Raw genomic sequence first — 13254 nt, 5'->3', positions numbered from 1 at the left:
GCCGGGAAGAGCGTCGACGCTGCGGTGGTGGTGGCAAGAATCGACCGAATACCGGGCTCTCGGCGATCCTTCCACGTGCCCTCGAAATATTTCCGAGAGGGTTGTCCAAAGCAGCGGACACATACTTCGCGCCCTTGACGGATACCGGAGTGTGTTCGGCTTAATATCTGGCACATGTCGACCGCCGCGTACCGAACCACGGGTTTCGGCATCCCACGCCTGCGCGTGATGAGAGTCATCACGCGAATGAATATCGGCGGTCCGGCAGTCCAGGTCTCCGCTCTCTTGCGAGGGCTGGATCCCGAGCGATTCGACCATCACCTGATTTCGGGATTTGTGGGTTCGGGTGAGGCGGACTATCTGGATCAGCGGGCACCCGACCTGCCGGTCCATCGGCTCGAAGGGCTGGGACGGGCCGTGCGGCTCACGGATGATGTGCGCTGCGTGTTCGAACTGGCGGCAGCCATGCGCCGGTTCCGGCCCCATATCGTCCACACGCACACAGCGAAAGCGGGCGCACTGGGGCGGGCGGCTGCCGTGCTGGCGCGGGTCCCCTCAAGGGTGCACACTTTTCACGGCCATCTCCTGCATGGCTATTTCTCCCCGACGAAGACTCGCGTCGTGGTGCAGACCGAACGCAGGCTTGCAGCCCTCTCCGATCGGTTGGTTGCCGTGGGCAGCCGAGTGCGGGACGACCTCGTCGCCGCCGGCATCGGAAAGGCCGGCCAATACACGGTCGTGCCGCCCGGCACCACGCTTGCAATCGCACCAGAGCCCGCCGCCGCCCGGCGACAGCTCGGACTCCCGCAGGGCTGTCCCGTGGTTGCCTATGTGGGACGAATTACCGGAATCAAACGCCCCGACCGCTTTCTCGCCGTGGCCCGCGAAGTGCGCCGTACCGTGCCCACAGCGCATTTCGTGGTGTGTGGATCGGGCGACTTCCAACCGGATCCGGAGGCGGTCACCGATCTCGGTGACTCGCTCCACCTGCTGGGCTGGCGCGCAGACGTGGAGACCGTTTACGCGGCGGCCGACCTGGTGTTGCTGACCTCGGACAACGAAGGCATGCCCGTCAGTCTGATCGAGGCCGGCCTGGCGGGGCTGCCGGCGGTGGCCACAGACGTCGGCAGCGTCGCGGAGGTCGTACAAGACGGAACGACGGGGCTCCTGGCAGGCCTGTCGTCCGGTGAACTCGCTCGCCACACGGTAACTCTTCTGCGCGACGGGGAACTGCGCCAGGAGATGGGTGCACGAGCGCGTACGTTCACCACCCAGCGCTTCGGCGAGGAACGTCTGGTGGCCGACACGCAGGCTCTCTACACCTCCATCGCCGTCGCCCGCGGATGGTGGACCGCATCCCGTTCGAAAGGTGAGCACTGTTGAACGTCCTTGTTACCGGAGGCGCCGGCTTCATCGGCGCCAACCTCTGCCAAGCGCTTGCGTCGCGTCCGAATGTGGGCAAGGTCATCGCTCTCGACGACCTGAGCACTGGTTCTGCAGCCAACCTGGCGGGAGTCGACGCGGAGCTGATCGAGGGCAGCATTCTCGACCCCGACCTCCTCGAAAGCGTCGTCGCCAGAGTGGACGCTGTCGTCCACCTCGCAGCCCGCCCGTCTGTGCCGCGCTCTCTGGCGGACCCGGTCGCCAGTCATAACGTCAACGCGACCGGGACGGTGTATGTCCTCGAGGCATGCCGACGCAGAAGCGTCTCGGTGGTGGCCGCCTCGTCCTCCTCGGTCTACGGTGCCGTTCCCGTACTGCCGAAACACGAGGACCTGCCGACCCAGCCCCTGAGCCCCTACGCCGCGAGCAAGCTCGCCACCGAGTCCTACGTCCTTGCCTACGGCGCCTCGTTCGACCTGCGGGTTCTGGCGTTCCGGTTCTTCAACGTCTACGGGCCGTTGCAGTCAGCCGGCCATGCCTACGCCGCCGTGATCCCGGCCTTCATCGACGCTCTGCTGCGCGGCACGCCCATGAGGATTTTCGGCGACGGACTGCAGACGCGGGACTTCACCTATGTCGGAACCGTCGTCAGGGTGCTGGCCGATGCGGTCCTGCGCAAGGTCACGTACCCCGGTCCGGTGAACCTGGCCTTTGGTACGCGGGTGCCTCTCATCGACCTCGCCCAGCAGCTGGCGGAAGTCGTGGGGTCTCCGGCCGACATCCGGCACGAGGCGGCGAGGGCGGGAGACGTCCGCCACTCCCAGGCCGAGGATGGTCTGCTGCGCGGGCTCTTCCCCGACGTGGCCCAAGTGCCGCTGGCGCGTGGACTGGCCGAGACGGTGCGCTGGTTCCGTACCCTGCCCGAGTATGCGGCGCTGCCACCGGCCAAGCCGCTCTCGGTGGAAGTCGGCTGACGACAGAGCTGAGGGGAGCCACGGCGACGCGCCGTGGCTCCCCTCAACTCTGTCCGTCCCCGCTTACGGCGTACACAGGGACTCTCAGCAGCAGGCCCCAGGCCACGACGGTCACCGTGACAACCGTGATCAGCACGGCGTTCTGCGGGACGACCTTGAACATGACGAGCACTGCTGTCAGGCACGTCATGGCCGCGAAGCCTCCGATGACAACGGCCACCTGGCGGACAGTCAGCCCGAGGCGCCGGAGTCGGTGGGCGATGTGATCCCTGCCGCCCTGCAGCACAGGTCTGCCCTCCCTGCGTCGCGCGACCATGACCAGGACGGTGTCCGCCGTGACGACCAAGGTGATGAGGAACAGACTGGTGTACCCGGAAAGGGCGGCGTTGTCCCTGTGCAGAACCACAGTGGCTGACGACACCAGAAAGCCCACGAAAAGTGAGCCCGCGTCACCGAGAAAGATCCGCGCCGGATGCCAGTTGTGGAAGAGGAAACCTGCGCAGGCCCCGGCCAGAGCAGCCATGACCGAGGCGGTGCCGACCAGACCGACGGAGAGAGCGGCGCAGCAGAGGAATCCCGCGGTGACCGCGGTTACGGTGGATACCACCCCGTCCATGTTGTCCAGCAAGTTGAACGCGTTGGTGGTGAAGAGGATCCACGCGACCGCGAGTACCACGTCGAGCCATGTACCGAAGAGCACGGGATGGCCGCACCACAGAACCACCACCAGGGCTGCCGCCGCCTCGATACAGAGACGAACACGGATGCTGAGCGGACGCAGGTCGTCGGTGAGGCCAAGCACGGCGATGAGCGCAGCGCATGCGAGTACGACGCCAACCGTGGCGTCGTACTCCGTCGCGGCGAGTGTCGCCACACTCGCGGAGCCCAGGGTGGCAATCGCGACCGCGATGCCGCCGAGATAGGGCGTCGGGCGGACATGGACTCTGCGTGCGTTCGGCTGGTCGGTGTATCCGCGCCGCAGGGCCAGGCGCCGCAGTGGCTCGGTCAGCAGGGCAGCGATGAAGAGAGCCCCCAGCCCTGCGATCGCCGACATCAGCCACGGACTCAGACCGGACATGGACCCGCCAGCACGGTCTGACCGGTGGAATTGCCGGATTCCCCGTTGGCCTGGCCATCAGCGACAAGCTCGACTACCCTCTGCGTCACCTCACTTCGGGCATCGGCGACGGCGTCCGCCAGCACGTCGTCGAGGTTCCGCCTCGGCTGCCAGCCGGTGAAGGCCCTCAGTTTCGTGGTGTCGGGGACGCGGCGCTCCATGTCTTCGAACCCCGGTCCGTAGACCTCACCGTAGGAGAGACGGCTCACGGACGAAGTGCTCTCGGCGCAGGCGATGATCCGCTCCGCCAGATCCAGAATGCTGATCTCCTCGTCGCTTCCGATGTTGAAGGTCTCCCCTACGGCATCCGGAAGGTCGATCAGCGACAAGAGCGCTTCGACCACATCTGCGACATGGAGGAAACAGCGGCTCTGCTGCCCGGTGCCGTAGACGGTGAGGGGTTCTCCTCGGACTGACTGACGGGCGAATCTCGGGATGACCATGCCATAGGCGGGGCTCTGCCGAGGACCGACGGTGTTGAAGAACCGCACGACGGTGGAACGCAGTCCGTACTCCCTGCGGTACAGCTCGGCGAGGATCTCGTCGACCGCCTTGGCAGTGCTGTAGGACCACCGTGGGACAGAGGGACTGCCCAGGACGCGGTCGGAGTTCTCGTTCAGCGGCCCGGAGGAGTTCTTGCCGTAGATCTCCGATGTGCTGGCGAGGATTACTCTGCGGCCATGGCGGTGAGCGGACCCGATGACCGTTTCTGTGCCTTTGGTGTTGATGGTGAAGGAATTCAGCGGTTGTTCGACGATGAGTTTCACGCCTACGGCTGCCGCCAGGTGCACTACGCAATCACAGTCACTCACCAACTCGTCGACGAGCGCCGCATCCAGCACGGATCCGTGGACGAATTGGAAGTTATCCTGCCCGCGCGCACTTGCCAGGTTCTCCAGGCGCCCGGTGCTGAGGTCATCGAGTACAACGACCGGCTCACCACGTGCCAGCAGTGCATCGACGAGATGGGAGCCGATGAAGCCAGCTCCTCCGGTGACCAGGTATTTCGGACGTTCCATCACGTCGTCACTCCATGTTTGCCGGTGGGGCGTTACCGGGGCATGTGGACCCGGCGACGCATGGCAACGATAGCCAGGGATAACGCAAATAGAATGAATGGAATCCTGCAATTAGCCCATTCGTGCCCCCTTGACGACTGACATGGCTCCATTCGCCTGATGAGTGTCACTCAAGAGATGGACGGGAAGCCGCGTCGAGCGAGTGTCAGGCATATTCCTCCGAAACATTCTGCTTGGCAAGCAGAGAGGAGTCACCGTGTCGGTGGCAACAAAGAAGGTGGTAGTGGTCGGCCAGGGGTACGTGGGCCTTCCACTCGCCGTTCGTGTGGCGGAAGCCGGGCACAACGTCGTGGGTCTCGATGTTGATGAGATGCGCGTCAAGCGTCTGGCCGCCGGCGAGTCGTTCGCCGAGGACGTGACATCCCTTCGCCTACTGGCAGCCCTCAACTCGGGCCGCTATTCCCTGAGTACCGATTACGCCGATGCCGCGGGCTTCGATGTCTGCGTCATCACGGTGCCGACTCCCCTGAAGGACGGTGTCCCCGACCTGAGTTTCGTGGAGACCGCCGCACAGGCAGTCGCCCAGCAACTCCGGCCGGACGCCACGGTGATCCTTGAGTCCACCACGTACCCGTGCACGACCGAGCACGTGGTATGCCCGATCCTGGAGGCGGGCAGCGGGCTCCGGGCGGGCAAGGACTTCTTCCTGGGATACAGCCCGGAACGAATTGACCCGGGAAACCCGACCTGGCGGCTGGAGAACACCCCCAAGGTGGTCTCCGGTTTGAACGACATCTCCCTGCGACATGTCGAGCAGTTCTACGACGACGTCGTGGACCGTACTGTCCCGGTGAGCTCACCGCGCACGGCCGAGCTGACCAAACTCCTGGAGAACACGTTCCGCCATGTCAACATCGCCCTCGTCAACGAGCTTGCGATGTTCTGCAAACCACTCGGCATCGACATTTGGGAAGTGATCGATGCGGCGGCGACCAAGCCTTTCGGCTTCATGCGCTTTCTGCCCGGGCCCGGCGTCGGAGGGCACTGCCTGCCCATTGATCCTTCCTATCTCTCGTGGCAGGTCAAGCAGACGCTTCGGCACGACTTCCGCTTCGTGACACTGGCCAACGACATCAACAGCCACATGCCCGACCATGTGGTGCTGCGCGTTGCCAGAGGGCTCAACGCCCGCCGCAAGCCGGTCAACGGCAGCCAAATCCTGGTCCTCGGGCTCGCCTACAAGAAGAATACCGGCGACATCCGGGAATCCCCTGCCGTTGCCGTGGCTCTCGGACTGAGGCAACTGGGCGCTCACGTCCTGGCGGTGGAACCGCATGTCGACGCTCTTCGGCTGCCCGAGGACATCCTGTGCGTCGAACTCACAGAGGAACAGATCGCGGCAGCCGATGCCGTGGTCATTGCAACTGACCACGACATCTTCGATTACGCAATGGTGGAGAAGGTCGCCGACTATGTGTTCGACGCCTGTAATCGCTGCCGCGCGGAAACCGTTGAGCGCCTCTGAAGGGCCGCCCATGCACTCCGTTGGGGTATGAAAAGGTGAGCATGCATGCCATGTGCCCTGAATCCCTCAGCGCGGCCCTAGGGTGACCGTTCACTCACTCACTTGCTCCGATCGGGGATGACCTTGGATTTGCGCGACTACCTTCGAGTCCTTTCCCGCCGGTGGCGCGTCATCGCCATTGTGGCTTTGCTGGGGACGGCCGCAGGCATCCTGACAAGTGTCGTCGCCACTCCTGAGTACCGGGCAACGACCACGCTGTTCGCTTCCCTCCAGAGTGGTGCCGACACCTCCCAGCTCATTCAGGGGAACTCATTCACCCAGGCGAGAGTCCAGTCCTACACCGACGTAGCGACCAGCCCGGCGGTGACCAAGCCGGTCGTGAAAGCCCTCCGGCTCGATATGACGCCGACCCAGCTGGCTGCGCGGATCTCGGCCGAGGCGCCGCTCAACACGGTGCTGGTCCGTCTGACCGTCACCGACACCCGTGCGGCACGAGCCGCCCGTATCAGCAATGCGGTCGCCACTCGCTTCGCCCAGGTGATCAGGGAGCTGGAACGTCCGGAGAAAAGCAAATCCCCGTCCCCGGTACGACTCACCGTCACCCAGCCTGCCGCGGTGCCGCCCGTGCCTTCGTCCCCGAACACCGCCCTCAATGTTGCGCTCGGTCTGGCGGTGGGCCTGCTTCTCGGGCTGGGGCTGGGCGTCGCAGTTGAGACAGTGGACACGTCGATGCGCGACTCCAAAGCCCTCGCCGAGTGCCTGGAAGGGGCTGGGGGGCCGGCCGTGCTGTCCAGCATCGTGCAGGATCCGCGAGCCGTACGGCAGCCGGTCTCCCTGCGCGACGACAGGCACGGCCTTCGTGCGGAGGGCTTCCGGAAGCTTCGTGTCAATCTGCAGTTCGCGGAAGTGGACCAGCGGCCGAAGGTGATCGCCGTCACCAGCCCGCTGCCCCGTGAGGGCAAGAGCAGCGTGTCGGTCAACCTGGCCGCCACACTGGCCGAAGAGGGGGCAAGGGTATGCCTGATCGACTGCGACCTGCGCCGCCCTTCGATCGCTCCCGCTCTCGGTCTGGTCAGGGACGCCGGGCTCACCACAGTGCTGGTGGGCCGGGCCGAACTGCATCAGGTACTGCAGTCGGCCGGGGCCTTCTCCGTGCTCACCAGTGGGATGATTCCTCCCAACCCGACCCAGCTCCTCGGAAGCACCCATTTCGGCGACTTGCTGCGCATTCTTGCCGAGCAATTCGACCATGTCGTGGTGGACACCCCTCCGGTGCTCCCCTTTGCCGACACCGCAGCGATGGCACCCGCCATTGACGGCTACCTGCTCGTGGCGCGCGCCGGGCGGACAAGCCGGAGCCAGGTCGTCGACGCCCTGCGCATCCTCCAACGCGTCAATGTCCCAGTGTTGGGGGCCGTCCTGAATGGCGCTCCGGCACGAGGGGAGGGCGAAGCATACGGCTATGCGTACAAGTACCGGCCGAAGCAGAGCGCGAAAGCCCGGCTTACCGCGCTCGTGTCGTCGCGCTCGGCGGCAGGGGTCCGCAGCCGAGGACCGGCTGCCAAGGGGCACGGGGCGCCAGTGCCGGTGCCGATGCCGGTCTCGGTCAAGACACGACCGTAGTCATGCGTCTTGCGGTGGTGGTCCCTGTCGCGGTCGTGGCCCTGGCCGGTGGGATGCTCGTCCATTCCTGTGAGAGGGGTGGCGGAGCCGGGGACCGCGGCGCGGGCACACATGCGCGGGCCGCGGCAGCGGCCGAGGTCAAGGTCGAGCAGTTGAGGGTCGAAGTCGTCGAGATCCTGCCCCATGACCCGACGGCCTTCACCCAGGGCCTGGAGATGAGCGGCAGCACGCTGTACGAGGGCACAGGCGTGGTCGGCCGGTCCTCGGTTCGGGCGGGGCCGCTCGGCAAGTCGCCCGCGGTCCGCGCCGAGTTGTCCCCGCCGCTGTTCGGCGAGGGAATCACCGTCATGGGGCCGACTCTGTGGCAGCTCACCTGGCAGAACGGCATCGCGGTCGAACGGGACGCAAGGACGCTGGCCGAGCTCCGCAGGGTCCCTTACCAGGACGAAGGCTGGGGAGTGTGCCACCAGCGGCATCGCGACCGGCTGGTGACGAGCAACGGCTCCTCCCGGCTCACTTTCCGGGACCCCAGAACACTCGCGAAGACGGGGGATGTTGCCGTCACCGCCCATGGGAAGCCTGTGGCGCGGCTGAATGAGCTGGAATGCGTCGGCGACACCGTGTACGCCAACGTCTGGCCTGCCGACCGGATTGTGCGTATCGACGCCAACACCGGCACGGTAACAGGAGACATCGACGCTCCGGCCCTCCTCAGCGCAGCCGAGAAGCAGCATGCGTACGTCATGAACGGTATTGCGGCCGTTCCCGGGACCGATCAGTTCCTGCTCACCGGCAAGTCGTGGCCCAAGATGTTCCGGGTCGCCTTCGTTCCCAAGTGACTCAGCATGCGGGCCGATGCGGCGCTGAGCGGGCATCAGTTGCTGTCGGCCTGTCGACCGGAGCCTGACTCAGTAGCGGACCTCGACCCGGCGACGGCCGGTTTCCGCAGCAGAAGCAGTGCCGCGTCATCGTGGAGCCGGCCGCCCACGTGCGCCAGCAGCTCGTCGTGCAGCGCGGCGACGGTACGGGACGGCTCATCCGACACGTGCCGCGCCACCCGCTCGGTGAGCGGGTAGAACTCACGACTGTGGTTGCGGGCCTCGGTGACGCCGTCGGTGTAGAGAAGCAACTGGTCGCCGTCGGTGAAAGGCAGCACCTGGAGGCTCGGGGTCTCACCGGTGAGGGCGCTCATCCCGAGAGGCGGAGCCGGATGGGTCGGTTCGACAGCCATGACGTCCGATCCGCGCACCAGCAGCGGAGGGGCGTGTCCGCAGTTGACCACCTCCATGCGCCCGGCCCCGGGGTACCCGGCGACCACGGCGGTGACGAAGTCGTCGGGACCGAGGTTGCGCGCCAGGCTCCGCTCGATCCTGCCGACGACATCCAGGAGGTCCGGCTCGTCATAGGCGGCCTCACGGAATACACCGAGCACCAGAGCAGCGGTGCTCACCGCGGGCAGCCCCTTGCCGCGCACATCACCGACGATCAACCTGATCCCGTAAGGGGTGGGCACGAGTGCGTAGAGGTCCCCGCCGATTCGGGCCTCCGCCGCGGCAGCGCTGTAGCGGACAGCCACCTGGAACTGGCCGACAGTGGCAGGCACGGGCTTGAGGAGGGCGTGCTGGGCAGCCTCGGCGACTGAGCGGACGGCTTCCAGTACCCGTTCGCGACGCCCGCGCAGCGCGCTGGCCAGGCTGCTCGCGAGAGTGACGGCGACCAGTGCGGACAGCACAATTGCCTGCTCACGGCCCGGCGCACCGGCACGGTCGCCGAGAACAGCGCCCAGTACCACGGCGATGAAGCCGATACGAAGGACCCCACACGGCCTGCTGGTGGCGGCGGCCAGCGTGGGCCCGACGGCGAGAAGCGGCAACCAAGTCGTCCCGGCTCCGCTGACGAGGGTGAGGAGCGCAACGGCAAAGACGAACAGTGCGGGCACAGCGGCGAGGAGGGCGGCAGTGCGTGGCTGGTCCAGCGTCGCCGTCCCCGAGGCCGGGGCCGCCCCCGGGCGGCCGTACGGCCGGGCCGGTGCCCCACAGGCCCCCCGCTTCGTAAGACTGCAGGTCAGTGGGCGCTCGCGCTGGTCGTCTCTGGCCTGACTCATATACCCGTCCGCAACTCCCTGATCCGTTCCCGACGCCTGAGCGCCCGTTTTGTCCAGGGAACAGTGGTTCGGAGTGAGCCACAAGGGCAGATTTTTCAGATAGTGAGTGAAAGGCCCCTGGTCACGCGGCTCGCTGTCGGGATCAGCCGGGCGAGGACTTGATCGATTCGGGAGAGCCGGTCTGCCGGGACGGAGACACCGAGCGACCCGAGCGTGTGCCCGCTGTATACGGGCACGGCGACGCAGACCGTACCGAGGGCGTACTCCTCCAGGTCCATGACGGCCGGGCCGGCGGACGACGAGTCCAGTCGCCGGAGCAGTTCGGAACGCTGGGTGATGGTGCGGGGCGTGAGCTCGGCGAGGGGGTGCCGGGAGAGGTAGTCGCCGCGGGAGTCGTCGTCCAGCTCGCGCAGGACGCTCTTACCCAGCGCCGTGGCGTGCCCGGCGTCCTCGAATCCCACCCAGGGGTCAACCCGAGGTGCCCGAGGCCCGTCGACGATCTCGGCGACCCGGATCTCGCCCTCCTCGTAAAAGGTCAGGTAGGCGGCGGCCGACAGTTCGTCCCGCAGAGCGACGAGCGTGGGACGGATACGGGTGAGCAGCGCCTGCCCGCGGCTTCCGACGTACAGCGTGTCCAGCTTGTCCCCGATGACGAACCCGCCGTCGTCCAGCTTCCGCAGGTACCCGTCGTGGACCAGCGTCCTCAGCAGGTGATATGCGGTGGCAAGGGGCAGCCCCGCCTCGCGTGCCAGCTGCTTCGCAGGGGCGCCGCCCTCGTGTGCCCCCGCGGCTTCCATCAAGCGGAAGGCTCGCTGCACGGAAGTGATGAGCGTAGGGCCATCCTGAGCACCCACAACACAAGATTGCGCCCGGCGCAGCGCAATCGCAAGATCCCTCGGCCGGCATGGCCGACGTGACAGCCGGGCGGTGTCTGCGGGGGTCATTTCGGCCGGTCTGCGCGGATACCCTCCACCAGCGAGGCCAAGTACTCCCCCGCGCCGAGGGATTCGTGCGTCAGCGCCGCCGCCTGACCGGCCCACAAGTTGACGTACTCCGCCCTTCCCTGGGCTCCGGCTGCCCGGCGGATCGGCTGCATTAGAGCGTTCTGCACCGGGTACGGGGGCACCTCGTCCTCGTAGGCGGCCATGTCGCGGACGAACCGGTTCGGGATCCCGCGTGCGGTCCGGCCCGAGAAGAGCCGGGTGAGCACTGTCCTTCGCGCCTCGGGCCCGCTCAATGCTTGCTTGTGGACGGCACTCGCACCAGATTCCCTGGTCGCCAGGAATCCGGTGCCTATCTGCACGGCGTCGGCGCCCAGGGCGAACGCGGCGGCGATACCTCGTGGGTCGGCGATACCGCCGGCCGCGATGACGGGGACCGACACCGCTTCGGCCACCTGCGGCACCAGCGAGAACGTCCCGACCAGGGACTCCCTCACGGGCCGCAGGAACGCGCCCCGGTGGCCCCCGGCGTCGCTTCCGGATGCCACGACTGCGTCGATTCCGGTCGCCTCCAGAGCGACAGCCTCGTCCACCGTGGTTGCCGTGCCGATCAGCACGATGCCTCGGCCCCTTGCCTCGTCGATCACGCGCTGGGGCGGAATTCCCATCACGAAGCTGATGGCCGGGGGATCCGCCGCCAGCAGGACGTCCACTTGATCATTGAAGTCCGGCCGGGCCCGGACGTCCTCGGCCGATGGTGCGGTGAGGCCGAGTTCGTCGTAGTACGGGCGCAGGCGTTCCGTGTGCCGGGCCAGCTCGGCGGCGTCCGGCCGCACCTCCTCCTCCCCTTCCAGCGGCACCCAGAGGTTCACCGCGAACGGCTGGTCCGTAGCGGCCTTCAGCTCCGCGACCAGGTCCGTGATGGCGTCCGGCGACAGGATGTGTGCCCCGTACGAACCCAGGCCGCCACCCTCGGAAACGGCCGCCGCCAGTGCTACGGAGGACAAACCGCCTCCGAACGGCCCCTGCACGATGGGGTGTTCAATACCCAGCAGGTCGCCGAGCCGTCCGGCACTCATGCCGTCACCGCCAGGGATCGGAACGGACATGGAAGTCCTCCATGATCGTCGGCGAGCCATTTCCCCGCCGCTGCAGGCGACACTAGACGACTGGTCAACTAAACGCCACCCGGTCGTTCGTAGTTGCGGGCCAGGCCGGGTGCGCCCCTTCACCCGCTCGCCGTTCAGGGCCCCCGATTGTGGCCCTCGGCAGCTGAACCGGAGCTGAACCCGGATGGGTGCCGGGCGCCGGGCCGAGGTGGTGCACCCGACGCCAGGGCCTCCCTTCGCGATCTACTTCAGGCCGAGGTCGTTACAGGCGGTCTTGTACTTGGGGGTGCAGATCTCCTGGACGGTGTAGACGCCGTCCAGGATGACGGTGTCCTTGATGTTGTCCCTGGTCAGCGAGATGACCGGGACCAGCACCGAGGGGATGCCCTTGTTGGTCGGACTGTCGACGTCCGCCTGAGCCATGGAGTTGAGCGACATACCCCTGGCGAGCAGGATGGCCATCTCGGCCGCGGCGTTGGCCTCCGGGGCGTACGGCTTGTAGACGCTCATGAACTGCTCACCGGCGACGATGCGCTGCACGGCGGCGAGCTCGGCGTCCTGGCCGGTGACCGGCGGCAGCGGGGAGATGCCGGCGGCCTTCAGGGCGGTGATGATGCCGCCCGCCATGCCGTCGTTGGCGGAGTAGACGCCGACGATCTTGTCCTTGCCGAGGGCCGAGATCGCCGCCTCCATGTTGGCGTTGGCGTTCTCCGGCTTCCACTCCTTCGTGTCGTACTCCTTGCCGACGTTCACCTTGCCGTCGAGCTCGGCGTGCGCGCCCTTCTTGAACTGCGCGGCGTTCGGGTCGGTGATCGCGCCGTTCATCATCACGATCTCGCCCGCCTTGGCGTCGGAGCCCAGCGCCTGCAGCAGCGCCGTGCCCTGGACGTGGCCGACCTCTTCGTTGTCGAACGAGGTGTAGGCGTCGATCGGGCCCTCGGCAAGACGGTCGAAGGCGACGACCGGGATGTTCGCTTCCTTGGCCTTCTTGACCGAGTCGGCGATGGCCTTGGAGTCGACCGCGTCCACGATCAGGGCGTCGACCTTGTCCTCGATCATGGTTTCTACCTGCTGCGTCTGCAGAGCTGCGTCCTGCTTCGCATTGGCGTAGAGGACCTTGCCCTTGCCGTTCGTCAGCTGTCTGATCTTCTCCTCGATGACCGGCTTGTCGAATTTTTCGTAGCGAGCAGCCTGGTTCTCCGGAAGGAGTAGACCGACAGTGATGTCGTCGCTCGTCTTCACTCCCGAGCCCTGGGCGCTGATACAGGCAGCGAGCGAGACGGCCATCGCAGAGGCAGCGACAGCAGCGGCGGCGCGACGCAGATATGCGTTCATCGGTGGAAATCAACCTCCCTGACTGGCCACGTAGTTGCGGCCGAGGTGGCTGGAAGTCAACTCTGCCCCGACAAAAGCGTCAAGAAGTACAATATTAACGAGATAGCAACGGGTCTTGTTCGTT

Annotated in this window: 11 protein-coding genes; 5 read left to right on the top strand and 6 right to left on the bottom strand. The window is 66.4% G+C overall.

What is annotated here, in order from left to right:
• Positions 1 to 174: 174 nt before the first annotated feature.
• Positions 175 to 1383, top strand: a complete 1209-nt coding sequence (locus tag ACZ3H8_RS16245) for a glycosyltransferase (protein ID WP_467402107.1) — start codon at positions 175 to 177, stop codon at positions 1381 to 1383.
• Positions 1380 to 2357: an NAD-dependent epimerase/dehydratase family protein gene (locus ACZ3H8_RS16240; RefSeq protein WP_467402105.1), complete on the top strand. Its 978-nt coding sequence runs from the start codon at positions 1380 to 1382 to the stop codon at positions 2355 to 2357. The genes ACZ3H8_RS16245 and ACZ3H8_RS16240 overlap by 4 nt, the downstream gene beginning before the upstream one ends.
• 43 nt (positions 2358 to 2400) lie before the next feature.
• Here the strand turns inward: ACZ3H8_RS16240 and ACZ3H8_RS16235 are convergent, their stop codons facing one another.
• Both ACZ3H8_RS16235 and ACZ3H8_RS16230 read right to left on the bottom strand, forming a co-directional pair.
• Positions 2401 to 3435 (bottom strand): MraY family glycosyltransferase, encoded by a 1035-nt coding sequence (locus ACZ3H8_RS16235; protein WP_467402102.1) that lies wholly within the window; start codon positions 3433 to 3435, stop codon positions 2401 to 2403.
• Positions 3423 to 4604 (bottom strand): NAD-dependent epimerase/dehydratase family protein, encoded by a 1182-nt coding sequence (locus ACZ3H8_RS16230; protein WP_467402100.1) that lies wholly within the window; start codon positions 4602 to 4604, stop codon positions 3423 to 3425. Before ACZ3H8_RS16230 ends, ACZ3H8_RS16235 begins: the two co-directional genes overlap by 13 nt.
• Positions 4605 to 4755: 151 nt before the next feature.
• On the opposite strand from ACZ3H8_RS16230, the gene ACZ3H8_RS16225 reads away from it, so the two are divergent.
• From ACZ3H8_RS16225 to ACZ3H8_RS16215, 3 genes are all read left to right on the top strand, one after another.
• Complete coding sequence (locus ACZ3H8_RS16225) at positions 4756 to 6018, top strand: nucleotide sugar dehydrogenase (protein ID WP_467402097.1); 1263 nt, start codon at positions 4756 to 4758, stop codon at positions 6016 to 6018.
• A 117-nt stretch (positions 6019 to 6135) separates the two neighbouring features.
• The gene (locus tag ACZ3H8_RS16220; RefSeq protein ID WP_467402095.1) at positions 6136 to 7641 is read left to right on the top strand and encodes a tyrosine-protein kinase domain-containing protein; all 1506 of its coding nucleotides are present in this window, start codon (positions 6136 to 6138) and stop codon (positions 7639 to 7641) included.
• Between the two features lie 2 nt (positions 7642 to 7643).
• On the top strand, positions 7644 to 8480 hold the full coding sequence (locus ACZ3H8_RS16215) for a glutaminyl-peptide cyclotransferase (RefSeq protein WP_467402092.1): 837 nt from the start codon (positions 7644 to 7646) through the stop codon (positions 8478 to 8480).
• Positions 8481 to 8515: 35 nt separating this feature from the next.
• Here ACZ3H8_RS16215 and ACZ3H8_RS16210 read toward each other — a convergent pair whose 3' ends face one another.
• The 4 genes from ACZ3H8_RS16210 to ACZ3H8_RS16195 form a co-directional block, all read right to left on the bottom strand.
• Entirely contained in the window at positions 8516 to 9745 is a 1230-nt protein-coding gene (locus ACZ3H8_RS16210; protein ID WP_467402091.1) for a PP2C family protein-serine/threonine phosphatase, read from the bottom strand.
• A gap of 95 nt (positions 9746 to 9840) precedes the next feature.
• Positions 9841 to 10599, bottom strand: coding sequence for an IclR family transcriptional regulator (locus ACZ3H8_RS16205; RefSeq protein WP_467402088.1), 759 nt, complete (start codon positions 10597 to 10599; stop codon positions 9841 to 9843).
• An 86-nt stretch (positions 10600 to 10685) separates the two neighbouring features.
• Positions 10686 to 11795, bottom strand: a complete 1110-nt coding sequence (locus ACZ3H8_RS16200) for an NAD(P)H-dependent flavin oxidoreductase (RefSeq protein WP_467402086.1) — start codon at positions 11793 to 11795, stop codon at positions 10686 to 10688.
• A gap of 243 nt (positions 11796 to 12038) precedes the next feature.
• Complete coding sequence (locus ACZ3H8_RS16195; RefSeq protein WP_467402083.1) at positions 12039 to 13130, bottom strand: sugar ABC transporter substrate-binding protein; 1092 nt, start codon at positions 13128 to 13130, stop codon at positions 12039 to 12041.
• Between the last annotated feature and the right edge of the window lie 124 nt (positions 13131 to 13254).

It is taken from the genome of Streptomyces sp. NPDC002868 (assembly GCF_055563295.1).
This window is presented reverse-complemented; position numbering and strand designations above follow the sequence as displayed.